22 protein-coding genes, 1 tRNA gene and 1 pseudogene are annotated in these 24,870 nt (G+C 44.5%); 11 read left to right on the top strand and 13 right to left on the bottom strand.

Annotation, left to right across the window (positions count from 1 at the left end; all coding sequences use genetic code 11):
- The first annotated feature begins 98 nt into the window (after positions 1–98).
- Entirely contained in the window at positions 99–1,871 is a 1,773-nt protein-coding gene (locus L5M71_RS04335) for a DUF885 domain-containing protein (protein ID WP_263205270.1), read from the top strand.
- Positions 1,872–2,122: 251 nt separating this feature from the next.
- On the opposite strand, the gene L5M71_RS04340 is transcribed toward L5M71_RS04335, so the two are convergent.
- Positions 2,123–2,443, bottom strand: coding sequence for a hypothetical protein (locus L5M71_RS04340; RefSeq protein WP_028760093.1), 321 nt, complete (start codon positions 2,441–2,443; stop codon positions 2,123–2,125).
- Positions 2,444–2,663: 220 nt separating this feature from the next.
- Between L5M71_RS04340 and L5M71_RS04345 the strand changes: the two genes are divergently transcribed.
- From L5M71_RS04345 to L5M71_RS04355, 3 genes are read left to right on the top strand one after another with little or no spacing between them, the layout of a single operon-like run.
- Positions 2,664–3,158 carry a putative 4-hydroxy-4-methyl-2-oxoglutarate aldolase gene (locus L5M71_RS04345; protein ID WP_028760092.1) on the top strand — a complete coding sequence of 165 codons (495 nt, stop codon included), beginning with the start codon at positions 2,664–2,666 and terminating at the stop codon, positions 3,156–3,158.
- Between the two features lie 57 nt (positions 3,159–3,215).
- The gene (locus L5M71_RS04350; RefSeq protein WP_263205267.1) at positions 3,216–5,042 is read left to right on the top strand and encodes an AsmA family protein; all 1,827 of its coding nucleotides are present in this window, start codon (positions 3,216–3,218) and stop codon (positions 5,040–5,042) included.
- Positions 5,042–5,662 carry a BsuPI-related putative proteinase inhibitor gene (locus tag L5M71_RS04355; RefSeq protein WP_113939588.1) on the top strand — a complete coding sequence of 207 codons (621 nt, stop codon included), beginning with the start codon at positions 5,042–5,044 and terminating at the stop codon, positions 5,660–5,662. Before L5M71_RS04350 ends, L5M71_RS04355 begins: the two co-directional genes overlap by 1 nt.
- A 128-nt stretch (positions 5,663–5,790) precedes the next feature.
- On the opposite strand, the gene L5M71_RS04360 is transcribed toward L5M71_RS04355, so the two are convergent.
- Both L5M71_RS04360 and gloB read right to left on the bottom strand, forming a co-directional pair.
- Complete coding sequence (locus L5M71_RS04360; RefSeq protein ID WP_263205265.1) at positions 5,791–7,338, bottom strand: LysM peptidoglycan-binding domain-containing protein; 1,548 nt, start codon at positions 7,336–7,338, stop codon at positions 5,791–5,793.
- A 232-nt stretch (positions 7,339–7,570) separates the two neighbouring features.
- Positions 7,571–8,362 carry a hydroxyacylglutathione hydrolase gene (gene gloB, locus L5M71_RS04365; protein ID WP_263205262.1) on the bottom strand — a complete coding sequence of 264 codons (792 nt, stop codon included), beginning with the start codon at positions 8,360–8,362 and terminating at the stop codon, positions 7,571–7,573.
- Positions 8,363–8,516: 154 nt separating this feature from the next.
- On the opposite strand from gloB, the gene L5M71_RS04370 reads away from it, so the two are divergent.
- Positions 8,517–9,254, top strand: a complete 738-nt coding sequence (locus L5M71_RS04370; RefSeq protein ID WP_105252336.1) for a class I SAM-dependent methyltransferase — start codon at positions 8,517–8,519, stop codon at positions 9,252–9,254.
- Between the two features lie 33 nt (positions 9,255–9,287).
- Positions 9,288–10,196, top strand: coding sequence for a LysR substrate-binding domain-containing protein (locus L5M71_RS04375; RefSeq protein WP_105252337.1), 909 nt, complete (start codon positions 9,288–9,290; stop codon positions 10,194–10,196).
- Positions 10,197–10,386: 190 nt separating this feature from the next.
- On the opposite strand, the gene rnhA is transcribed toward L5M71_RS04375, so the two are convergent.
- Positions 10,387–10,857, bottom strand: coding sequence for a ribonuclease HI (gene rnhA / locus L5M71_RS04380; protein ID WP_006081489.1), 471 nt, complete (start codon positions 10,855–10,857; stop codon positions 10,387–10,389).
- Positions 10,858–10,927: 70 nt separating this feature from the next.
- Between rnhA and dnaQ the strand changes: the two genes are divergently transcribed.
- The 3 genes from dnaQ (at position 10,928) to L5M71_RS04395 (ending at position 13,508) form a co-directional block, all read left to right on the top strand.
- The gene (gene dnaQ, locus L5M71_RS04385) at positions 10,928–11,656 is read left to right on the top strand and encodes a DNA polymerase III subunit epsilon (RefSeq protein ID WP_263205260.1); all 729 of its coding nucleotides are present in this window, start codon (positions 10,928–10,930) and stop codon (positions 11,654–11,656) included.
- Positions 11,657–11,666: 10 nt separating this feature from the next.
- A complete protein-coding gene (locus L5M71_RS04390; protein WP_263205257.1) occupies positions 11,667–13,040 on the top strand; it encodes a TIGR03503 family protein in 1,374 nt (457 codons plus the stop codon).
- Positions 13,041–13,431: 391 nt separating this feature from the next.
- Positions 13,432–13,508 (top strand) — tRNA-Asp (locus L5M71_RS04395).
- A 144-nt stretch (positions 13,509–13,652) separates the two neighbouring features.
- On the opposite strand, the gene L5M71_RS04400 is transcribed toward L5M71_RS04395, so the two are convergent.
- From L5M71_RS04400 to L5M71_RS04430, 7 genes and pseudogenes are all read right to left on the bottom strand, one after another.
- Complete coding sequence (locus L5M71_RS04400) at positions 13,653–14,528, bottom strand: OmpA family protein (RefSeq protein WP_263205254.1); 876 nt, start codon at positions 14,526–14,528, stop codon at positions 13,653–13,655.
- Positions 14,528–14,950 carry a DUF4398 domain-containing protein gene (locus L5M71_RS04405; protein ID WP_263205252.1) on the bottom strand — a complete coding sequence of 141 codons (423 nt, stop codon included), beginning with the start codon at positions 14,948–14,950 and terminating at the stop codon, positions 14,528–14,530. The genes L5M71_RS04400 and L5M71_RS04405 overlap by 1 nt, the downstream gene beginning before the upstream one ends.
- A gap of 345 nt (positions 14,951–15,295) precedes the next feature.
- Entirely contained in the window at positions 15,296–15,472 is a 177-nt protein-coding gene (locus L5M71_RS04410; protein ID WP_263205250.1) for a hypothetical protein, read from the bottom strand.
- A 503-nt stretch (positions 15,473–15,975) separates the two neighbouring features.
- Positions 15,976–16,765: pseudogene (locus L5M71_RS04415) on the bottom strand (Crp/Fnr family transcriptional regulator).
- A gap of 122 nt (positions 16,766–16,887) precedes the next feature.
- Positions 16,888–17,586, bottom strand: coding sequence for a Crp/Fnr family transcriptional regulator (locus tag L5M71_RS04420; protein ID WP_263205248.1), 699 nt, complete (start codon positions 17,584–17,586; stop codon positions 16,888–16,890).
- Positions 17,587–17,690: 104 nt separating this feature from the next.
- Entirely contained in the window at positions 17,691–18,023 is a 333-nt protein-coding gene (locus L5M71_RS04425; protein WP_263205246.1) for a BON domain-containing protein, read from the bottom strand.
- Positions 18,024–18,060: 37 nt separating this feature from the next.
- Positions 18,061–18,222, bottom strand: coding sequence for a DUF3309 family protein (locus L5M71_RS04430; protein WP_081729035.1), 162 nt, complete (start codon positions 18,220–18,222; stop codon positions 18,061–18,063).
- A 285-nt stretch (positions 18,223–18,507) separates the two neighbouring features.
- Between L5M71_RS04430 and L5M71_RS04435 the strand changes: the two genes are divergently transcribed.
- Both L5M71_RS04435 and L5M71_RS04440 read left to right on the top strand, forming a co-directional pair.
- Positions 18,508–18,927 carry a PRC-barrel domain-containing protein gene (locus L5M71_RS04435; protein WP_028760076.1) on the top strand — a complete coding sequence of 140 codons (420 nt, stop codon included), beginning with the start codon at positions 18,508–18,510 and terminating at the stop codon, positions 18,925–18,927.
- Positions 18,928–19,470: 543 nt separating this feature from the next.
- Positions 19,471–21,486, top strand: coding sequence for an ATP-dependent DNA helicase (locus L5M71_RS04440; protein ID WP_263205243.1), 2,016 nt, complete (start codon positions 19,471–19,473; stop codon positions 21,484–21,486).
- A gap of 237 nt (positions 21,487–21,723) precedes the next feature.
- Here the strand turns inward: L5M71_RS04440 and L5M71_RS04445 are convergent, their stop codons facing one another.
- Together L5M71_RS04445 and L5M71_RS04450 are read right to left on the bottom strand one after the other, a co-directional pair.
- On the bottom strand, positions 21,724–22,014 hold the full coding sequence (locus L5M71_RS04445; protein ID WP_028759787.1) for a cytochrome c3 family protein: 291 nt from the start codon (positions 22,012–22,014) through the stop codon (positions 21,724–21,726).
- Between the two features lie 534 nt (positions 22,015–22,548).
- Positions 22,549–24,537 (bottom strand): TonB-dependent receptor domain-containing protein, encoded by a 1,989-nt coding sequence (locus L5M71_RS04450; RefSeq protein ID WP_263205240.1) that lies wholly within the window; start codon positions 24,535–24,537, stop codon positions 22,549–22,551.
- Positions 24,538–24,870: the final 333 nt, after the last annotated feature.

The following is a 24,870-nucleotide window of genomic DNA, read 5'->3' on the forward strand; positions in this document are numbered from 1 at the left end:
ATGTATTCATGGCTAACATAGCTGCAATTATTGGGGCAATATGATTAACTGAGGTAATTTTTGTATGCCTGATAAATCTTAACAAAGGACCCATAATAATGAAAAAAAACGCTATTTCCCTTGCGATAGTGCTATCGCTGGCCAGCCTTGCTGGTTGTCAATCCCATACGAGTCAAACCGCGCCCGTAGTCGCACCTGAAGTTAAAGCCCACTCATTTGAGCAATTTTCAGCATCCTTTATTGATTCATTGTGGGAATTATCACCGACTTGGGCCTTATACAGTGGCAAGCATGTTAACGATGGTTACCTTGAAATCCCCGATGCAGCAGGTCGAGCAAAGACCTTAGCGTTTGTGAAAGCTCAGCAAGCGCAATTGACTCAGTTCGAGCAAAAGTCGCTAACGCCGAATGAGCTGATTGATTACCATCTGATCGACAATTTACTCGGTAGCATGGCATGGGAAATTGACAGTTTTAAATCCTGGCAGTGGGATCCTTCAAGCTACAACGTATCGGGCGGTTTTGCCCAAATCATCAATGAAAATTTCGCTCCATTAGATGACAGATTACGTTCGGTATTAGCGCGTTTAGAAAATGTGCCAGCTTATTATGCTGCCGCGCAGGCGAACATTAGCAAACCAACATTGGAGCACACTGAGTTAGCTGTGCTGCAGAATCAAGGTGCATTTTCGGTTTTTTCCGATGACTTATTAAAACAGGTCGCCGACTCTGGTCTGACTGATGCGGAAAAAGCGTTATTTAAAACGCGTTTCGATGCAGCAACTGCCGCGATTAACGGCCATATCGCTTGGTTAGACAAATTAGTGGTTCAACTTAAAAAAGATGGAGCACGTAGTTTTAGAATTGGCGAGGTGTTATATGAGCAAAAATTTGCCTTTGATATTCAAGCGGGGATGACGGCGAAACAGCTATATCAAAAAGCCGAAGCCGATAAAGAGCGTGTTCAAGGAGAAATCGCCAAAATTACCGATAAGTTATGGCCTAAATATTTTACTACGCCAAAACCTGCTGACAGTAAGCTCGCCATTCGCCAATTAATCGATAAATTATCGACTCAGCATGTTCAGCGCGATGAATTCGTGAATGAAGTGCGTAAGCAAATTCCAGAGCTGATTGAATTTGTAAATATGAAAAAACTAGTCACATTGGATCCTAAAAAGCCACTCGTTGTCCGTGAAACGCCCGAATATATGCGTGGTTATGCCGGTGCATCAATTAGTGCGCCTGGACCCTATGAGAAGTCAGGTAATACTTATTATAACGTGACGCCACTCGATGGCATGAGTGATGAGTCTGCCGAGAGTTACTTACGTGAATATAATCACTGGATCCTGCAAATCCTCAATATTCATGAAGCCATCCCAGGGCACTACACTCAACTCGTTTACTCTAATCAATCTCCGAGTTTAGTGAAAAGTTTATTTGGCAATGGCGCTATGGTTGAAGGTTGGGCGGTTTATACCGAGCGTATGATGTTAGAAGAAGGCTATGGTAATTTTGAGCCTGAAATGTGGTTGATGTACTACAAGTGGAATTTACGTGTTATCTGTAACACTATTTTGGATTATAGCATTCATGTGAAAGGCATGACCGAAGACCAAGCTATTGCCCTGATGATGAATGAAGCCTTCCAACAGCAAGCTGAAGCCGAAGGCAAGTGGCGCCGTGCGACACTTAGTCAAGTGCAACTGACGAGTTACTATTCCGGTTATCGAGAAATCTATGATTTCCGTGAAGAATACAAAAAATCGCAAGGTAAAGATTTTGACCTTAAAACCTTCCACGAAACATTCTTGAGTTATGGTAGTGCACCAGTGAAATATATTCGCCAATTAATGCAGAGCAAATAAGTTCGCATATTGATATAAATCAGCAGAGCTTAGGCTCTGCTTTTTTATACCAAATCGCTAGACAGGTATAGTGTGAGCTTAACATAAGTTGGCATTGTTACTTATGAAATGAAATCGTTAACACTGTGCGAATAATGAAAAGCCGAAAATTCTGCCATATAACCGAAAAAGTATATATTTCGTTATATGGCATATGCAGATGTTAATCAAACAATTTAACTGCGAGGTGATAGAGCACAATGGCGATAAATTTACTTCTTAGATTTAGATGATGCCATCAGCGCTAATACTTCATCGTAAGAAATGTTAAATTCTCTCGACAAGTTAATGATTTTTGTTTTGTAGGTTTGAATATTCTCTTGCTGAGCTAATTGATGTTTCTTTTCTTCAACTAACTCATTAACGGTTTCTTGTAATATCAATAGTCGACGTAAACTATAGTCGAGAGATTTAATATATTTACCCATTTGTTGCTTGTTACGTGCTTGCTCAAGATCCGTTGAGACTTTCTTATCATATCCATACTCATCAAGAGCTGCGATTGCGCTCTGTAAATCAAGATCAGTTGTCATTTGGTTTTCGCTTTATAACAAAGAGGTGTGGGAACAAATGTATGAAACTTTAAAGAGTGTCATAGGACGTTAACTATCGCAGATTATAATGCTTATGCCAATATACACCAAGCCTTTGCACGTTAAAATGAAATAAAAAATTCCGCTGATTTTTGCTTTGACCTTGTCGGGGTCTACAATTATGAGTAGTCTAAAGTTATAGACTATCATGGAGATTCAAATGCTTGATCTACTACCAGATTTATTCGACCACTATCCGTCTAAATTACAGTTACTTCCCCTTGCATTTAAACCCTTTGGTGGTAAACGGCTCTTCTGGGGTGAGATAGTCACAGTAAAGTGCTTTGAGGATAATTCAAAGGTAAAAGAGATACTTGCACAGGATGGGCATGGAAAAGTGCTCGTTGTCGATGGCGGCGGTTCTCTGCGCCGCGCATTGTTAGGGGATCTCATAGCGCAGAGCGCCTTAGATAATGGTTGGCAAGGGATAGTGATTAATGGTTGTGTTCGCGATGTGGCAAGATTAAATACTTTCAGCTTAGGTGTCTTTGCCTTAGGGGCTATGCCGATAAAAACCGAAAAGTTAGGTCAAGGCCAAATTAATGTGGCTGTCGATATGGGGGGCGTGACGGTTAAGCCCGGTATGATGCTCTATGCGGATGAAAATGGTATTGCAGTAAGTGATGAAATGTTGAACTTTGCATTTTTAAATTAACATTTCTAAATGCATTAGTTGCTATAAATTCAAGTTGTTTTTGATAAGGATATTTATATGAAATTCATTAAGTGGCTCTTAGCCTTAATGGTGACGCTCATTCTTTTAGTCACCGTTTATCTCACCGTCTTTTTCGACCCTAATGATTTTAAACCTGAAATAGTCGATGCCGTAAAAAAACAAACGGGTCGTGAATTAGTCATTTCTGACGATTTATCTTGGACATTTTTCCCTGTTATAGGTATTAATTTAGTAGGGGTGTCTTTATCTAACCCTGAAGGCTTTACGCCTAAGGCTATGTTAGAAGTCAAAAAAGCCGTTGCTGAAGTGGCGCTAATGCCGTTGTTTAGTCAGAAAATTGAAATTGCAGAATTGAGTCTCGATGGCGCAACGATCAATTTAGTCACCCGTAAAAATGGCACTAGCAGTTTCGATGGGTTGAGTGGCGATAATAGCCCAAAAACTGCGTCTCCAGCTGCCGCCGAATCCTCATCGAATGCCAAACTTAACGACATTAATATTGGTGGCATTTCTATCACCAATACCCAAATTAATATGATTGACGAAGCTAATAAGCAGACTCAAGTCTTTACCTTAAGTAGCTTCACCCTAGGTGAGTTCTCCTTAGATAAATTTGCGCCTATCGCCTTTGAATTCAGTGCAACTATGCCGGATATGACGATAAGTAGCGAAGCTAAAGGTGAACTAAAACTCAGTCGAGACTTTAAACAACTCGTTATCAATGGGCTGAAAATTGATACTGTGGTGGAAGGTGAGAGTATTCCGAACAAGAAACTCGAAACATCTGTCAGCTTAGCGACTCAAATTGCCCTTGATAAACAGCATTTGTCCGTCGATATTGCACAGCTCACCGCGGCGAGCATTACCGCTGCGGGTAAAGTGGGTGTTAATTATGGTACGAAAATCCCACAAATTAATGCTGATTTTCAAGTTGGCGATATTGATTTAGATACACTGTTACCTAAAACAGAGGCCACCGCCACCGCTGAACAAGCGCCAGCAGCAAACACTCAGGCAGTTGAGCCTGATCTCTCAGCCCTTAAGCAGCTTGATGTAAAACTCAAGTTGACTGTTAAGTCTATTAAGGTCGCTAATCTGTCGACTCAAAATTGGTTAATGGATGTGGGCATTAAAAATGGCGTGTTAGATTTGACGAAATTGAATGCGGATTTATATCAAGGTCAGTTGCTGGTGAGCGCTCAGGTTGATGCTCGTCAAGCAGTGGCGAGTTATCAATTTGATAAAAAAGTGACGGGCGTACAAATTCGTCCTTTGCTGAAAGATGCGGCGGATGTGGATTTATTGGCCGGTACAGCTAACTTTGATGTGAAGGGGAAAGGTAAGAGTTTGATCCCTGAGCAGTTAAAGAAAAACCTGTTAGCGAATGGTCATTTTGATATTAATGACGGTGCTCTGTACGGGGTAAATATTCCACAGATGATCCGCAGCGCACAAGCTAAGTTAAAGGGCGACTTATCGCCAGAAACGAAGGCGGAGCGCAAAACTGACTTCTCGAGTCTGACGGGCAGTTTCTCGTTGGATAATGGCGTTGCCACGAATCCAGATCTTGCCTTGTCTTCGCCTTTACTGCGTTTGGATGGTAAAGGCACTGCGAATTTATTGACTGAAGCCTTGGACTACAGACTAACCGCTAGCCTAGTGAATTCATTGAAGGGTCAGGGTGGTAGCGACAAAGATGCGCTGGCTGGAGTTGATATTCCGCTCGCCATTACAGGCACTTTCCAAAAACCTGAATATGCTTTGGATACTAAAGCCTTACTGAATAATCAGCTAAAGGAAGAAACCGACAAAGCTAAGGAAAAATTAAAAGACTCCTTATTGAAAAAACTAGGCGGTTTTTAATGGTTGCTTCAACGCGTTACGCATTACTTGTTTGCGCGAGTGCTTTTGTCGGCGGGCAACTTGTTGGGTGCTCGGCGCCCGAAGCCGCTGACACGAGTCAGTCAACCAAGGGGGAGACTACAACAGCTGCGGCCGTTCAGCCTGAGATTATTCGCGCTGCCGATCTGGCGCTCGATGTTTCTGGGCTTAAAAGCACTCCGACATTAAAGGCTGAACCTGTGATGGCAGAAAAGGCACAAGGCTTGCTTCGCGGCGAATTAACTCTAGAACCTTTTATCGATTTTAAGCAGTCGGTTAAGGCGACATTGACTGTGACAAATCCACAAACCTATGCTGTCGGCCTACGTTATAACTCTGGGATGACGGCGGATTTGTGGTTGGTAACGCAAGAGGGCAAACGTCTGTGGGCTTGGTCGGATGATATGATGTTTACCCAAGCATTACGTGATAGCCAATTGGCGGCAGGGAAAGTGATCACGACTTCATTTAGTATTCCGCCCAAAGCATTTGCAGGAATACCTGCAGATGGTGCTCGCTTAGAAGCGCATTTTGCCGCTAAAGCATTAGAGTCTGATGCCGTTGTTATGGCGCCCGTTGTCTTATTACTGACGATGGAATAACGCCGCCTCTCGTAATAGAAAAGCCCGTAATAGAAAAAGGCAGCAATCCGATAGGGTTGCTGCCTTTTTGTTATCTATGGCTCAGATTTATAGCACTAATCCGTTCGAACTATGTGCCAGTTTAGTCCTTACGCACTCAACTTAGTTTCATCAACCACTAATTTGATCACTTGGCCTGGTTGTAAATACTGTGATTGCGCTAGGCTATTCCACTCGAGTAGCTCGGCAACAGTTACGTTAAATTTATTGGCGATACGGGCAAGTGAATCACCGGATTTTACCTTGTAACTGACAGTACGAATTTGTGCGGTTTGCTCAAGCTCCTTTGGTGCTAAGATCACTAACTTCTGACCGTTTTGTAGCTTGCTATTCTTAGCCAATTTGTTCCAAGTGCTGAGTTGTTTCACCGTCACTTTATGGGCTTGGGCTATTTCTGAGAGTGTGTCTCCTGACTTAACCTGATAAGCAATTTTTGTTGATTCAACTGCAGCATGTGATTTTTTCGGCAATTGCTGCTTAGTTGACAGGGCATAAAGCTGCTTGTCTTGCGCATCGACAGGAATAATCAAATGCTTGCCTGCGACGATCGTGTTGCTTTTCATGCCGTTGGCGGCGCGAATAGCGGCAACGGTCGTATGGTGCTGCGTAGCAATTTTGCCAATGCTATCGCCAGATTTGATCGTGTAACGTAACCAGCTGATCCTATCTTCGGTTTCTGTTTCAGCGAGCGCCTTTTTAAATTCTTCCGATTTATCAATTGGTAGCACTAAGGTGTGCGGACCAAGTGGCGATGTAGCCCAGCGGTTATAACCTGGGTTGAGTTTTTGTAACTCAAGCGTGGTCATATTGGCAAAACCTGCCGCCATGGCTAAATCAATTTGACTATCAATATCAACCACTTCAATAGTGGGATTGTTGTCGATTGGCGCTAAAGAAATGCCATATTCATCAGCGTGTTTAATGACTTCTGCCAGTGCGAGCAGTTGCGGCACATAGCGTTCTGTCTCTCTGGGCAAATCCAATGACCAAAAATCCGTTTTTAAGCCTTTTTTCTCGTTACGTTTGATTGCATTGAGCACCCGTGATTCACCCGAGTTATAGGCAGCAATGGCATAAAGCCAATTGTTATTGGTTTTATCGTAGAGGTATTCCAGCATATCGAGCGCCGCAGTCGTTGATGCGGGGACATCACGGCGACCGTCATACCACCAGTTCATTTCTAAACCGAAATGACTGGCCATAGGTGTGGTAAATTGCCACAGACCCGATGCCGCGCCAGTCGATGATGCGGAAGGATCAAAGGCGCTTTCAATTATGGGTAACAAAGCTATCTCAATAGGAAGATGACGCTTTTCAAGTTCTTCTACAATCATGTACATATAAGGTGCAGCACGTTCCGAGATGATCGCCAGATGCTGTGGATTTTTGATGTACCAATCACGGTATTGATTCACCAATTTTTGATCTGGAACCGGTAACTGCATGCCCTGACGAATTCGCTCCCATACATCGGTAATTTGCGCCGATGGAGCCTCGGTTGCGAGGTAATATTCTGGGACTGTATTTTCGGTTGTGACGGCTTCAACTTCTGTTTGGTTAACGCCATGGTTGTCTAATGTTTGACAGCCTGTGAGTAGGGCAAATCCCACTACAACAACATAAAGTGATACTCTCATTGAAAACGGTAGTCCTCTGTTAGTGCATCGCTTTTCTTTATAGTAACAGTATGTTTTATATGAAGATAAAGACGACGCAGCGCGCAAAGTTTTCACGCAAAACGAGCCATTCTATGGGATCTTTTCGATCTTGTCCCTTAATTATCGTACATAATGTAAGGCCATTTTTGACTTACATCATCAAAAATGAGAAAAACTGTTTGAATTTCAATCTATAATATTGCTTTTGTGATCAAAAATTATCTTTCCACTGTCTGAGTAAGGTAAAACCGCTGAGTTCGTCTAAATTTGCGTGATTTAGACCGCTAAAATGCTGTTTTATGTTATCGACAATTTCAGTGTCGCTGGGGCGTAAAAAGGGATTGATGGCACGCTCTAAAGCGATGGTGGAGGGAATAGTCGCTTTGTCTTGGCGACGTAACTGCATCGCGCGTTCGTTATAGTCTTGGAGCTCGCGATTGTTGGGATTGACCGCGAGGGCAAATTTGAGGTTTGAAAGTGTGTACTCATGGGCACAATAAACCCGAGTGTCGGCGGGAAGCTGGGCAAGTTGCTGTAGTGAGTTAAGCATTTGCGCTGGCGTGCCTTCAAATAAGCGTCCGCAGCCGCCGCTAAACAGGGTGTCACCGCAAAATAAGGCATCTTCAACAACGTAGGCTATATGTCCTGCAGTGTGGCCTGGTACATCTAAGACTTGCAGATCAGCGCTGAGATACTCCAGCGTGAATTTGGGCTTGGATTTTGCGTGCAGTGGATGTGTGATGCCTTCGATCTTCTCATTATCTGGACCATAAACCCTGAGTCTATTATGACTATAGGCTTGAAGCGCTGCTACGCCACCCGTATGGTCATTGTGGTGGTGGGTCAGTAAAATACCCGCTAGCGTGAGTTGATTGGCTTGCAGGTAGTCAATGACCACACTTGCATCGCCGGGATCGACAACATAAACCTGAGTATGGGGCTGTTGTTGTAACACCCAGATATAATTGTCATTAAAGGCTTTGATCGCTGTTATAGTGAGCATAGAACTGCCTATGTCTGTATTTCAATTTGAAGATAAAGGTATTATCCATGAGTGAACGGCCCTTGGCGACCTTTGCCGCTTTTGCCCTGTGGCAGAATGTTGGTCATCTTTGACCCCATTGGATACTTGTCTACCCAGCTAACGGAGGAACTCTGTGTCGCATTTTAGTACTGAGCTCAAGCCCGAACAATGGAGTGACCTACCCAATGGTGAGGCACTACAGCAAGCCGTCGCTAAACAGCTTGAAGATTGGTGGCCAAGAGTCTTTGGTTATCATTTATTAAAGTTAGGGCCTTTGAGTGCCGAATTGTCGAGCATGGCATCGCCAGTCGCCCATCATTTTTCACTCTCGCCATCTAAAGGCGCCTCTATTGAAGGCGATTTTTGCCATTTACCCCTGCAGAATGCGGCGATAGATGCGGTGGTAATGAGTCTATTGCTCGAATTTGAACCCGATCCTTACCGTATTCTTCGCGAAACCGATAGGGTCCTCATCGCCGGAGGCTATCTTTTTATCGTCGGTTTTAATCCCTTGAGTCCGGTATTTTTGGGTAAGTTATGGCCTAAATATCAGGATTGTCTTCCTTGGAATGGCCGTTTTTTTATGCCTTCGAGGGTGCGAGATTGGTTAGGTTTATTAGGTTATCAAGTGGTGGGGGATGAGCGTTTGGTCTATCACCCATTAATGGGCGAGTTTACCCAAGGTAGATTTTTTCAACAGAGTTTAGCGTCATGGCTTCCTAGCGCGGGCAGTTTGTATTTGATTGTGGCACGTAAACTCGAGTCGCCACTCACACCTATTCGCGATAAACGTAAGGTGCGGCAGACAAATTGGACCACGGCGCCGACAGCGGGTCGTTCGGGGCATTTATCAGAGCATTCGGAAAACTGATAAGCCATTTCCATTTTAAGTACAGGTTTTTATATGCGGATAACCTTAAGACAACTGGCAGTATTTGAGGCTGTGGCACGTAGCGGCCAAGTCGCGAAGGCGGCTGAACAAGTGAATTTATCACCACCGGCGACATCTATGGCCTTGGCTGAGTTAGAAAAACAGCTTAATGCCCGCCTATTTGAACGTATTGGCAATCGATTACAGCTTAACTCCCAGGGTAATTTACTGCTGCCATTGGCAACGGATCTATTACACCGTGTTGAACAAATTGAGCAGGCATTTACTTATCATGGTGGTGATCTGGTTGGGCGTTTAAGCATCAGTGCCAGTTCGACAATCGGCAATTATCTAATGGCGAAAGCCGCAGTGGCATTTTGTCAGCAACATACTCAAACCCATGTGGATGTGGCGATTACTAATACTCAAGATGTGATCCAAGCGGTAGCTCAGTTCCGCTCTGAAATGGGTTTTATTGAAGGCCATTGCACTGACAATCGTTTGAGTGTCGAGGCATGGCATAAGGATAGGCTGCTGGTGTTTTGTCATCCGGCGCATCCTCTGGCGGGGAAAGTGGTTAAACCTGCAGCTGTTAAAGGCCTGTCTTGGGTGCTACGTGAGGAAGGATCGGGCACTCGCGAATATTTTGTAAATGCCGCCAATGAGTTGGATATGCAGCCGGAGGCTAAATTCTGCTTTACTACGCCGGATGCGATTAAATTGGCCGTGAAACAAGGTGCTGGGCTTGGGGTGTTATCTGAGCTGGCGCTGGAGAAAGAAATCAGTCGTAAAGAATTGGCGTTAGTCACGATTGAGGGACTCGTTCTCGAGCGGCAGTTTTATCGCATTACCCATAAGAGCCGTCAGGCGACATCCCTAGGTCAAGCTTTTGTGCTGTTTTGTGAGAATTTTTTCAATATTGCAGGTGTGGAACTAAAATAAGCCGTTTGATAGCAATGGCCCTCGTAAACAGTGAGCTTAAGCGATTTATTTAAAAGGTTAATTTTGACGGTAAGCTTAAACTGTAAGATGAATCGCGAATTAAATCATCACGCCCAAGTGCTTAACTTAGGCGTGATTGCATCGAACTTACTTTTTCGCACTTAGCGAGTTTACACTGAGTGGCACAGGGTTAAGGCTGATAACCTAAATCGGGTTGGGTTGGTTTAGATTCTGCTGCGGTGCGAGCTAACACATCGCAACGTTCGTTTTCGGCGTGGCCTGCATGACCTTTAACCCATTGCCAGTCGATAGTGTGCATCTGTGAGGCTTTATCTAATCGTTTCCATAGGTCAACGTTTTTGACTGGGGTACGGTTTGATGTCATCCAACCTTTTTTCTTCCAGCCATGGATCCATGTCATTATGCCTTGGCGCATATATTGGCTGTCGCTGGTGAGCACGACTTGGCAAGGCTCTTTCAAGCTTTCTAACGCTATGATTGGGGCTAACAATTCCATGCGATTATTGGTCGTGAGCGCAAAACCGTCGGACATCTCCTTTGTATGGCCTTTATAATTCATTACAATGCCATAGCCGCCAGGACCGGGATTGCCTAAGCAAGAGCCGTCGGTGAAGATGTGGATCAGTTTTAGTTCAGTCATCAAATTGTTACCATAGCCGGGAATTTCGGCCGAGTATAACTAAAAATTGTCATAAGAAGCGCATAAAAACATGAATATTATCTCTAATGCTAGCCGTCAGGTTATTTTAGATACCGAAACCACAGGTATGAACCAGGGCAGCGGCGCCATCTATTTAGGCCATAGGATCATCGAGATTGGTTGTGTGGAAGTGGTAAACCGTCGTTTGACGGGGCGTTATTACCATCAATATATCAATCCTGGTCAAGCAATTGATCCCGAAGCCATCGCCGTTCACGGTATTACCGATGAGCGCGTGGCTAAAGAGCCGCGTTTCCATCAAATTGCTCAAGAGTTTATCAACTTTATCGACGGCGCTGAAATCGTCGCACATAACGCGAACTTCGACGTGAACTTCATGGATCATGAGTTTTCACTGCTGCAGCCGCGTGGTCCGAAAACCGCTGATATTTGTCAGATCCTCGATACCTTAGAGATTGCTAAGTTTTTACATCCCGGCCAGAAAAACAATCTCGACGCTCTCTGTAAGCGTTACGGCGTCGATACCTCTCGCCGCGAGTACCACGGCGCATTACTCGATGCCGAGATCCTCGCAGATGTTTATCTGATCATGACTGGTGGACAGACAAAGTTTAATTTGTCTAATGAAGAAGCGGGGCAGGAAGCGGGGGGGATTCAACGTTTTGATCCGCAATCACTTAATCTTAAAGTGATTAGCGCATCGGCCGATGAACTGACAATGCATGAACAACGCCTTGATTTAGTCGCAAAATCAGGTAAATGCCTCTGGAGAGGATAGAAGAATTACTATGCCGATGTCGCGCCATAAACCCATTTTAGCTTTTTGCCTGCTTGCCACTACGCTGTTATTTAGTGTGGCGAGTGTATTGGCCGCTGACCTAGATCCCGCTAAAAAAGTCGTCAAGCCGCCCAAGGCTACGCCGATTGTAGGATTGGCGACGGCTTCCGAGCTTAAAAACCGTTTTCGTATTGATCATATGGTCGATAACATGACCTTATTAGTGGAGCGTGAATATGGCTCTGCGCCTGTGGTCATAGTGTTACCCGATGGCAGTAAATGGTACGCCAATCGTCATCCCGCAACCGTTAAGTGGGTTGATGGTATAACGGGCGATATTATTTACATTGAGTCACCACAGCCCGGACCTTGGCAGTTGGTGGGCAAGGTTGTCTCAGGTTCAACCCTTAAGAAGCTCTCTAAACTCGAAATCGAAGTCCAGCCTTTACCACAGCCAATCTTCCAAGGTGAACAAGTTAAAATTGTCGCGCAGTTAATGGGTGACGAGCAGCGTGTGCGTATGCCTGGGTTAGATTATTTAGTCGAATGGACTGCACATTTTGTGAGTAAACATAAGGCGGGCGATGAAAACTTTGCCGCGGGTGACATTATTGTTGGTTCCTATAAAGACAATGGTGAAGATTACGATGAAAAACCCGACGATGGTGTATTTACCAGCAATATCAATATAAAGCAGCCTTGGGGTGATTATGAGTTTGTCGTGCAGGCACGTAATAATGTGTTTGAACGGCAGGTTTCATTCCCGTTTAAATTGTCACCTCGGCCAATTAATCTAGAAGTTATTACCCCTGACGATCCGCTAACAGGGCAATGGAAAGTCATGTTACACGTGGATAAGACAGTGTTGCAGCTGGCTGAGACGCATTTTTCCTTTGAGTTAGTCGGCCCTGCTGGCTTGCAACTGCCTTTGGTTGTTAATGGTCTCACTGAGCCTGACTCTGAGTTAAATTTACCTACAGTGACAGAGTTTGGTAGTTATCGAATAAAAGGTTTTGTGGCGACGACGACTGTCACTGGTCGTGAAATCGTGCTGGATTTACCTGAGCTTTTCTTTAACTTAATTCAACCACCAGAACCACCACCGAGCGCCGAAGAGCTGGCTGCTGTTGCTGCACAAAAAGCGGCAGAGGAAGAAGAGCTTGCGAAGAAAGATGCGATGTTCTGGATCATTACAGTCAACGCTATCTTATTAGTCTTAGGCGTGGTGGGATTAATTGTGTGGCGTAAGCGTCAAAGTTTGGCGCAGGCCTTAGCTGCCGCGGAGTTACGTTTATTGAATGAAGCATCTGCAAATCCACCCGCAGCGCCTTCATTAGATGAAATCGATCTCACTATGCCAGATGAGGCAGATAAAGACCGTTAGCCAAGCGTTGCTTAATGTGTTTGATTTATGACTTTGAACTGGAACGTTGCAGCGATATTTGGGATATAAATCAAGGTCTGCAATTGATTTGGCTTTTTTTTAATCAAATGATAAATCGAAGTAAAAAAACGGTTGACGCCTGCAGGGCTCAACCGTATTATTCTTCGCATCTTAAGCAGAGCCTTGATAAGTGTGTTGAATTATCGTTCTGTTTTAATATCAGCGGCCTGTCACGTTGTGTTTAGTGGGTTAGATACTCGTTAGATATTTGGATATGGAAGAATTTGGAGCGGTAGTTCAGTTGGTTAGATTATCGTTTTGACATCAGCGGCCTGTCACGCTGGGGTTAGTGTGTTGGATACCCGTCAAATATTGGGATATAGAAGAATTTGGAGCGGTAGTTCAGTTGGTTAGAATACCGGCCTGTCACGCCGGGGGTCGCGGGTTCGAGTCCCGTCCGCTCCGCCAAATTGCAAAAGCCCCATCGAAAGATGGGGCTTTTTGCTTTTTACTGATCTCCTTAATTTCTGCGCTGTTCATCTTATTAGCGATGAGACTCGATTCAAATGTCAGCAAGGATCACGCTGAAATCTTAATATGATTAAGTGATCGCTACTGTGGAGCCTGTGCGGTGTCGGTGAGGATGACTTCAACCCGACGGTTTTGCTGGCGGCCACTGGCGGACTCATTATTGGCAACAGGTGAGCTTTCACCTTTACCTAGGCTACTGAGCCGATTGGATTGGATCCCTTTTCCTTGTAAAAAATGGCTAACACTATCAGCTCTTTGCTGCGATAAACCCAGATTGTATTGTTCACTGCCTACACTATCTGTATACCCTTCAATCATGGCACCACGCGCGGGATACTTGTTCAGAAAGTTCGCTAGGTTGGTTAGATGTTGACTGGTCGATGACTTAAGATCCGCTTTGGCAGTATCAAATAAAACATCACCTAAGGTTACGACCCAACCACGTTCTGACTGACGGGCATTCAGCAATGTGAGCTGGGCTTGCAGTTCGGTCGTTTCCTGACGCGCATCTGCAGCATCTGCAGCATCAGCACGGGCTAGGCGCGCATCTTGATGGGCTTGATTGGCCTCTGTGGTGCGAGCATCCAATCTGGCGTCATCGCGTTTTTTAGCGAGGACTTTGTGTTGATCTTCGGCAAAGCGGCTCTGCGCTTGAGCTAAGGCAATATTGACTTTCTTATCAGCAACAAACACGAGGTGCTGTGATTGTTGCTCATCTTTTACCGGTTGTTCAGCAGCGCGAACGGCTTCTTCAGCTTGTTTAATGGCAGCAGGGGCTAAAATGGCCAGTTCATTATTCGCTTGTAGTTTATTAAGTACTGTACGGATATCACCGATGCCTTCAGCTATTTTGGGCGTACTGCTACAAGCTGCTACTGTGCTTAGGAGTAGGCTATATGCCAGTAGATGGCGGCTAAAACGTAAAGGCAGACCCGACGAAGCGATAAGTTTTTTCATTACTGAATTCCTCCTGAACGGCGTAACATTTCTTGCTGCAGTATGCTGATATTGTTTTTCATTTCATTATTGACGCTATTGGCTTGTGCCAGCTCAGCGCGAGCTTGGGCCAATTCGGCCTCAAGGCTCGCCTCTATGGCGTAACGATCGGCGCTGACAGTGTCCATATAGAGTAATGCGCTGCTTGCAGATTGAAGTTTAAGTCTGGCCTGTGCCAGTTCATTTGAGGCATATTGGCCGACTCTTGCTTGCTCTGCGCGGGCAATGGTGTGTTCAGCCCGTTCCATTTCTGCGGTCTTAGTCAATGGCGTTGAACTGCAGCCCACGAGCGCTGTTGCAATACAACCTGCTAATAAGAAGTACTTGGCTCGCTGCAGACCGATTGAATATTGCTGTGGTTGTTGATTTTTATTGATGTTCATTTGAAATTCCTTTCTCGGAAACAGTGCCCCGAGTGTGGTCTTTAGGTTTGTTATTCCACCATGCACACTTAAACATGCTGGCGAATAGCCCCATTTTTGAGTCAGTTGGTATGAGTGAGTAATTTGACGCCACGGAAATTCATGATCTACTCCTCTGAGTTAAAGAGGGCCGACACAGTAAGGATTGCATCGGCTTGAGCTAAACGCAGTGTGTTACTGCATGGTTTAGTTTTTGCACTTAATCAATGAAACTTTTCCCTGTTTGTTCGTCACGTCCTAGTCTAACGAGTGATGATTTGGCTCTTTTCAGTCCAGTTACCTTCCTTGTTGTTTGATTTAAGTTCTTCAACCTCGCTTATTTTGTGTGCTTTTACTGGTATCCACGTCTTGTTTAGCTTTATCCGCAACCGTGGTTTTGACCATCTGACGGTTGCGGGCTACGACGGGGTGATTGGTTTTGTTGGTGTTGGAATTCTGCACATCGTTATCGATGGATTTATGTTGTTCAGTGAACTTTTTCATATAAACCTCAAGTAACCCGGTGTAGTGCAAGAGTGCATGAACCGTACATTCAGCATGACCTGTTAACTATTAAACGTCTGTGCGTTAGCGCGCATGGGATCCGTGGTGGCAGTATTGGCTGCTCGGCACGTTTTTTGTTTGCTGGGTGGGCTAAAAAATGAGTAACCATAATGCTTTGATTACAAAGGTAATATGGTGGATATTAGGCAGCATCAGTTTTCGCCATGTTGGCGTGTCGGGTTGATGACTGCCTGTTCTTATTTATGGTTTGCAGTACCAGTGTGGGTTTAGTACTGAAGTGGCATATGGGATAACGATAGAATGGCTGTTGTACGAGTGGTCTAGCCATCCGCTATGTGTATTTTTATTTGAAGTACCGGTTATGATACAAGAATTGAAATGTGAGTCTTTATGGCTGATGTACTAAAGTATCGGTTGTTTTTAAAACACTTCCTTTTTAACGCACTTCCTATTGTTACTGTATTCTTATATTCACTGTAGGTTTATGTTTGCTGCGCTTGTTTAGGTGGCATCAGCCGTTCTGATTCCTGCCTAACGACCGTGTAACATTCACAACAGGTTTGTTCTAGTAACGCGCGATCGACCACTTCAATATTCCCACGACTGTAATTGATAATTCCCACGACTGTAATTGATAATTCCCATGCGCTGCAGTTTGCCTGCCGCATCGGTGACACCTTCACGGCGTACGCCGAGCATATTAGCAATCAATTCCTGTGTCATCAGCACGCGATCATCGGGCAGCCTATCTATCGAAAGTAGTAACCAACGACACAGTTGCTGTTCAATACTATGGTGGCGATTGCAAACCGCGGTCTGGGCCATTTGGGTCAGTAGCACCTGACTGTAACGCAGTAACAGATGGAGCAGGGCGCCATGACGGTTAAATTCGTCTTTAAGCCGCTGACCAAACAAGCGATAGGCAACGCCAGCACTTTGCACTACAGCGCGACTCGTCGTGCTTTCTCCTCCCATAAACAGTGCAACGCCGACCATACCATCATTACCAACCACGGCAATTTCAGCGGATGCCCCATTTTCCATCACATACAGCAGCGAAATAATCGAGTCCAGCGGGAAATACACATAACGCTGCTTTGAGCCTGCTTCACAGACTACTTGTCCGAGTTCTAATGGAACCAGTTCCAGATGCGGGAAAATACGTTGTTTGACTTCTTCTGGCAATTCACATAACAACCGATTGGATTCTGGCGGGAAGTAAGTTTCCGGTGGCGGTCGCTCTGATACAGATTTCAGTTCTAGTGTGTCCATTATGATAGCGTGTCCTTGTTTGGTGATGTCGCTAACTCAGGTTACAGCGAGAAACACCTATGCTATGTACGGTAGCGAACATAATGGCAGGTTTTTTGAATCGTTGAGTGGACAATATGCACTTAAGTGCGCATTGAGTGATAGCAACTGCAGCAACGGGCAAGTAGAGCTTGCCGATCAAGAATATGTAATCGCCCACGATTATATGAAATGCTACCTTGGGTCTGTAAATTGCCTGCGGCCTCGGTAATACTGCTTCGCCTAACACCCAGCATGTCGGCTAAAAATTGATGGGTTAGATATAACTCATCAGTCTGAATTCGGTCGTGACTCATTAGCAACCAACGTGCTAGCCGAGACTCAATGGAGTGAAAATGGGCACAGACTGCATTTTGTGATAATTGGCATAACAAGGTGTATAGATAAGTCTCTACTATTTGCTTCAGATTGGTATTTTGAGCGAGTAAGTCTTCAAAGGTTTCAATGGGGAGCCGCCAAGCTTGACCAGAACCTTGGATGATCGCCTCTGAAGGCACTTGCTGAGTGCCCAGCAAAGTCGTCGCTCCAAGCATACCTTCGTAACCAATCAAACCCATTTCCAATGCCGGATGTTTGGGGAGTTTAGCAATCAAAGAAATAAAAGCCGTTAAGGGAAAATAGACATATTGATATGACTCGCCAGGCTTGCACAGTAAGTCGGCAAAGTTAAGTTGGACTAACTCAGCTTGCGATAATAAATCCGCTTGTTCCACCACTGGCAGATGACGGATTAATCGGTTCTGAATTTGTGGGGCTAATGTGTCTTGGTGTTGAGTGGGCATAGCGGTTCAACCTGTGGTGGCATTGACTTGGCACCAGAAAATCTGCTGCAAAAAGAAGGGCCGCAGCATCAGAACGGGGCTGCGGAATGATGGAGATTAAATGACTAGTTTTTTAGTTGCGGTGAAGGTGCGCCAGATTTCAGTTGCATATCGTTTTTGACTGAAATAACGCCGGGGACTTTGCTTGCTAGTTTTACCGCAGTATTGATATCTTCACGCGATTTAACAAACCCGCTGAGCTGGACCACGCCTTTAAAGGTTTCAACATTAATCTCGGCCACACTTAAGTTTAAAATGGCAGCTTTCACTTTGGTGGTGACCACACTGTCATCTAAATACTCGCCAGTACCTTCTTTGTTGTATGCAGAACTGCAACTGGCCACGGCGACTAAGCCTAGAGCCAGCAGGAAGATACTTAACATTTTAATTGTTCTCATCAGATTATCCTTTTTGATAAAGAGTAAAAATGGGGGATTAGCTAACGCGTCCCGTTAACAGCAATATGATCAGTACCAGTAGCACTATGCCTATAAGTCCACCAGGACGATAACCCCAGTTTCGGCTATGGGGCCAAGTGGGGAGCATGCCGAGAAATAACAAAATTAAAATAATTAATAAAATAGTCGCAATTGACATGGCTAATCTTCCTGATACCGGGGCAATTTTGCACTGGGTAACATGAGTCTGTGCCGTAGCAAATGGGATGTCGGTACGGTGGCGCACTTACAGGGATCTGAGGAGTCGATGTGTTTATATTCGCATTACCTGATAAGCGATATGCCGAACAGAGCGAGTGATTGTAGAGATGCATACTCTAATTTATGTCCAATGACGGACATGTTCAATTCGAAACCAACGTTTGGTATTTCACTTATTCCGTTGTCCAGTTTCATGGGCTGCGCTAATAAAGAGGTCAACAAAATGAATTATCATGATCGCGATGTTTACGGCATTTACAACAATCCACAGTTCGCTTCTCCATCATTGGCACAAGGACCCGGCCCATATCTGATGGGCGCTGAAACACTGATCGGCAATAATGTTGTTAATAATTCTGGTGAAACCTTAGGGGATATCAAAGAAATTATGCTTGAAGTGGAAACGGGCCACGTCGGGTATGCGGTACTGTCGTTCAGTACTTATTTTGGCTTTGGAGAAAAGCTGTTTGCTGTGCCTTGGAAGATGCTGACACTTAATCATGAGCAAAAATGTTTTGTCATGGACATATCATTAGAGCGACTCAAAACGGCGCCGGGGTTTGACAAAGGCCATTGGCCCAATATGAAAGATGTTGAATGGGAAAACGAACTGCACGATTACTACGGTAGCCGTAGGGATTAATGGTGTTAAGCAGGGGATTTATCCCCTGCGTTATTATTTGGATGCGGTAAATATGTATAAGTGTGGTTGTGTCTATCAAGTGAGTAGGGCCACACGCATTTTAGTTGTTAGACATTAGCTCATCGTTATAGTTGACACCTACTAACGATAAAAGTTTGAGCTAATGTATTATCGAAAGTCACCAGCGTGTATCGCTGATCAATGTCTTCGCTTCATCAAATGATTAAAGCCTTGTCGAAAAATAAGGCTTTTTTGTTTTCGATTCTTAGTATTCACTAGATCTATGGAAAAACCTCATAAATCATAAGTTTTTGTATTGCTTTGTGTCAAAACTGACTTACTCATAATGAACGGATTTAATGCCGTCTCTCGTATGGCGCGATGGAAAGTTCCCGTGAAATTATCCTTACTAACTTGTAGTCTTATCTCAAATCAGCATAATGCTTCGAGCTGTTAAGCTTGACGTTATAGTTTACGGCAGCGGCTTGCAGTACTGTTTTCACTAACGTTTCCTAACACCTTGATAAAGGATAGATTTTCCCTTTGACTCGCTCCCGCCAACCTAACTCAAAGCATGCTTTCTCTAAAGAAAAAGAAATAGTCGCTAAGCCTGCTGCCTTAAAAGACGCCGCTGCGGTGAGTCGACTCGCGTCCGAAGTGCAACGCGCATTTTTGCCCGATGGAGTATTGTCTAAACATATTCAAGGGTTTAGTGCGCGAACAAGCCAGATGCAGATGGCACAGGAAGTGAGTGAGGCGATAGCGGCGAAGGGCAATGTGGTGATTGAGGCGGGTACGGGGGTAGGTAAAACCTTTGCGTATTTGATCCCCGCGATATTGAGCGGTAAGCAAGTCATCGTCAGTACGGGCAGTAAAAACTTGCAAGAGCAGTTGTTTTTTAAAGACTTACCCGCGCTGGTCGCCATGTTGGGGATTGAGCCTAAACTGGCTCTACTAAAGGGCCGCAATAATTATCTGTGCCAGTGGCGACTCGATAAGCAAATGAGCGAGGCGACGCATATCGATGCGCGTTTGTTGGATGATTTGTTGAAAATTAATCAGTGGGCGAGCACCTGTAAAGATGGTGATATTGGCGGCTTAACCTCAGTGCCTGAGAATTCTTCGGCGCTGCCGCTTGTGGTCAGTACTAAGGAAAGCTGTATTGGTAAGCGCTGCGATTTTTACGATGCCTGCTTTACCCGCAAGGCGCGCAGCCGTGCTCTGGATGCCAAAATTATTGTGGTTAACCACCATTTATTTTTCGCCGATAGTGTACTGAAAGACACGGGCTTTGCCGAGTTATTACCCGATCCTGATGTGGTGATTTTCGATGAAGCGCATTTATTACCCGATATTTGCGTTAACTATTTTGGCCAGCAATGTTCGAGTCGTACTATCGATGATTTCATTCAAAAGCTACTCGCTATTTATCAGACTGAACTCAGTGATACTGGGCAACTCGCCCAATTTTGCCAGCGTTGCCTCGCTAAATTAAGTGATTGGCATAATCAGTTATATTCCTGCGGCGAATCCGATTGGCGTTTAGTGCTGGGCAATAAAGCGCTCGCGGCGGCGTCATGGGATTTATTAGCGGAATTAACCGCGCTGCAGAATTTATTAATGGCACATATTGGCCGCAGTGAATTGTTAGATGATATCGCCATTAAGTTGGCTGAGTTGAATAACAAGCTCAGTGTGTTTTTTAACTGCGATAATAATCTGGCGGCCTACAGCATCGAATTTGGTAGTCGCTTTGTGGTGTTGCGAATTTCACCAATCAATATTGCCCGTGAGTGCCAACAGTTATTTGTGCCCGAAACCAGCTGGATATTTACCTCGGCAACTTTGCAGGTTAACCGCAGTCTTGTTCATTTTGCCCGAGAAATGGGTATCGTTGATGCGCAGCAAAGTATTCTCGACAGTCCCTTCGATTATCCCCGCCAAGCGGTATTTTGTGTGCCGAGACAACTTGGGAGCGTGACCAATCAACAGCAAGCGTTAAAGCAGTTGGTGGATGTGTGCGTGCAAGCGATAGATGCGGCGCAGGGACGGACTTTTATTTTATTTACCAGCCATAAAATGCTCGAACAAGCGGCGCTGGCACTGCGAACTCGCACTCAGTATCCGCTGCTGGTACAAGGCCAAGCGGGTAAACAGAGTCTGCTGACTAAGTTTCGCCAACTTGGCAATGCGGTATTGCTCGGCACCAGTAGTTTTTGGGAAGGGGTGGATGTGCGCGGTAAATTGTTAAGCTGCGTGATTATCGACAAATTACCTTTTGTGTCGCCCGATGAGCCCCTGTATCGCGCCCGAGCCGACAATGTGAGTCGTCAGGGACTCGATCCTTTTACTGAAGTGTCGTTACCGCAGGCGATTATTGCGCTGAAACAAGGTGTTGGCCGTCTCATTCGCGATGAAAAAGATCGCGGTGTGCTGATCCTTTGCGATAATCGCATTGTGAATCGCTACTATGGCCAAGCTTTTTTAAACTCGCTTCCACCGATGGCGCGCACCCGTGACCTAGAAAAGGCATTGGCGTTTTTGAGAACAATCCCCTGAGAGTCGTCTATGGCTTACCTAGCATACGTAAACTTGTCCTATTTGCCGGATATGGAATTCTGAGCTAAGTATTGAGCCGTTACACATATTGTAAGGATATAAAAACGGAGGTAAAAATTGCCACCTGTGAGCAATAGGTGGCAAACACCCTTGGAGGTTGGGTCAAGTGGCATCCTGCCTAATGGTTCCATTCAAAATAAATAATTCTTCGGCCTTTGGTTTTAGATTTTTTGTGAATTAATGGCATTCTTTGCAAGCATCTGCTGGTGCTTTTTCTTGATGAGCGATATGGCAATTGGTGCATGTTAAAACGCCATCATGTTTAGTATGAGCTTCACCTGCGAGAGTTTTCATTTCTCCATGGCATGATACACATTGCTGATTTTCAAAAACATAATCCGCTGAAGGTTTTTTATCTTTATGGCAGGATTCACAGTCAGATCTTTCAGAATGACTGTCGGCAAGTGATACCGCCATTAAATTAGTTGAAAAGCACAGTGCGCACATTAGCATCATCTTTTTAAGCATGTTATTTTCCTTTTTTATTGTTGGTTAAATCATCATTCTGAAGCGAGTAAATCACATATCTAGCTATGAAATATGTAACTTGAAGTTGGAACTGTATTTTTCTCGCTGTTTTATTAGTGATATAAACGGAAAGATAATATCGCTTTTGCTTGGTGCGTAAGTTTAATAGTCGAGAATTTTACACCTCAAGCTTTAGCAGTCTTGCGTGTGTATAATAGTTTTTTAATATGACAAAACCTTGATCGTTATCAAAGGTTAACGGGTGAGTTATTTTTTAGCTTTAAAGTATGATCAAGGTTATATTGCAGAATGTAAAAGACTAATGATTTAAATCTGGATTATGCAATTTATATTTTTAATGTTTATTTAAAAATTCTCTATTTTAGAAAATATATTGATTTTACTTTTTCTAGTCGGATGTGTGATATTCATTTTGCTCTTAAACAATAGGCGAAGCCAAAATGGGCTTCGCCTATGATGTTTAATGTTGAGTAGCAGAGCTATAATTACACATTAGTTTCTGGCTTGTGAAGCTTAGAAACTTGCTGTTACCCCTGCATAAATACTGCGACTCTTTTGAATATAATCAAGGTCGGTGGCAACTTGGTCACGTTCAGAATCCGTTAGGTTAGTCACGCCAAGCTTCAGTCTAAACATAGGATTAATTTGATAATTCGCACCTATATCGAGCGAGCCATAACCCTCTGATTTGACATTGGCTCGCAAATACTGCTCGCCAGTATAATGGTAGGCGATAAAGGTGGATAAACCATCGAGTGCCTGCCATTGCAGTTTCAGGTTATAGCTGTCGTCCGGTGTTAAGGTAAAAGGCGCGCCATTTTGCTTATCTTCGGCATCGGTTTTACTGTAATTACCGTTTAGGCTGAGATCTTGAGTTAAATTGTACCAAGCTTGTAATTCCCAACCAGTGATCTTAGCTTCGTTCACGTTTTGGTAAGTTAATACTGTACCTGGGACTCTATTCCAAGTTTCGGTGATAATTTTATTTTCTACATCGTTATGGAAGTAGGTGATCGAGCCACCAAAATCCGTGGTTTGATATTGGGTCGATAACTCGTAGTTCACTGAGGTTTCGGGTTGTAGATCAGGATTTCCCGCAACGGTACAGGCGCCACGACAAGCGGGGATAATATAATCGGCTTGGGATTGCGCCATATTTGGCGCTTTAAAGGCTTTGCCGCCACCACCTTTAATGACCCATTCAGAGCTTAAGTTATACACCAAATACAAGCGTGGGCTAAATTCGGTGCCGTACACATCGTGGTGATCGACGCGCCCGCCTAAGGTGATATTGAGTTCGCCTAAGCTAAATTCATCTTGTAGATACAATGCCGATTGGCTGTCGTCTAAGGTGCCATCACCTAAAATATTGCGGCTATTTTCGAGCTGGGTCCAACGGTATTCTGCACCGCTGGTTAACATGTGATCGCCAAGCAGGACAGTGGTTTGACCGTCGAGATTGTGGTTGGTTTGGGTGATATTACCAATCTCGGCGATTAACGCTGAGTCGTCAGTCACCTCAACATTTTCATAGTAATAGCGCAGGCGAGTATCGCCCCAGTTCCAGTGGCCATTATGGGTCAGACCTGAACTTATCCGCTCCGCTTGTTGGTTATTGGTGAGAATCGTGCCGTAGTTATTCCAATCAGACTCGCGTTCATCGTTGGCGTAACTTAAGTCAAATTGCAGATCTTGCTGGTTATCAATCAGCCATTGTAAATTGGCGAGGGCGCTGATTTCATCTCTGTCTTCTAACGCATCAATAGTGGGTTTTAAGTCCGAGCGCCATGCATCGCGTTTATTGCTGTCGACGATTAAGTTTGCCAGTAATTTATCTTTGATCAGCGCGCCACTGCTGTAGAAATTGTACTTAGTGCTATCGCCACCCTTGCCACTGGTAGGTGCATCGTATTGCACGCCAACGCTGGTTTGCCAGTCCTCAGTTGGTTGACGCAGTATGACGTTAACCACACCGCCCAAAGCTTCTGAGCCGTATAGGGATGACATAGGCCCACGCACAACTTCGATACGTTCAATGGCAGACATTGGAATAGAGGACAAGTCAAAATCGTTGCCATAACCAGAAGTTAATGCTTCGCGGGAGTTAATGCGGCGGCCATTAATCAAGATTAAAGTGTAATCTGAATCTAAACCTCGCAGGCTGATTTCATTGCGACCATAGGGCGTGCCTTCGCTGATGTTCACACCCTGTAAATAACGGACTGCGCTAGCAAGATCGTCTATGACTAGCGCTTCAAGTTCACTGCGGTTTATCACGGACACCGAAGCGGGCGCCGAAAGCTCCGAGTGTTTAGTTTGTGTTGCTGTGATCACCATGCGTTCCATTTCTGGAGTGGTATCTTGCGTGTTTGCAGCACTAGCCCATGCTGCAGGTAATAACAAACATAAACCAATAGCGCGCGATAGCTGGCTCAACATAGGTGTCTGTGTTGCATGAGATAGATGCGAGGTTTGGCGAGTGCGACGGATAAAGTGGGGCATATCATTCTTCCTTCGGTAATTTTGGCGAATGATAATTATTCTTAATTATAGCTTCAAGCTTGGATGTCTCTCTTTTGTGTAAAGGCAGTGTAAATTTTTAGTATTTAATAACAGTGTGATAGCCCGTATATTCGACGTGTTGCTCGCTAGCATGGTCATCCTGATTGAGCGCATTGAGCACAAGGCACTGAGTATGATGATCTGAGTCTGACTGTCGTCGGATAAATCACTAAAAAATAGTGAGAATAATCAGAAACTATCACCGCACAAAACTGCATAACGTAATATGAAGCTATATCAATATGATTAATATGGATATTTTAACTGGCATAA

The organism is Shewanella sp. SW1 (genome assembly GCF_025653545.1).
Lineage (GTDB): Bacteria > Pseudomonadota > Gammaproteobacteria > Enterobacterales > Shewanellaceae > Shewanella > Shewanella oncorhynchi.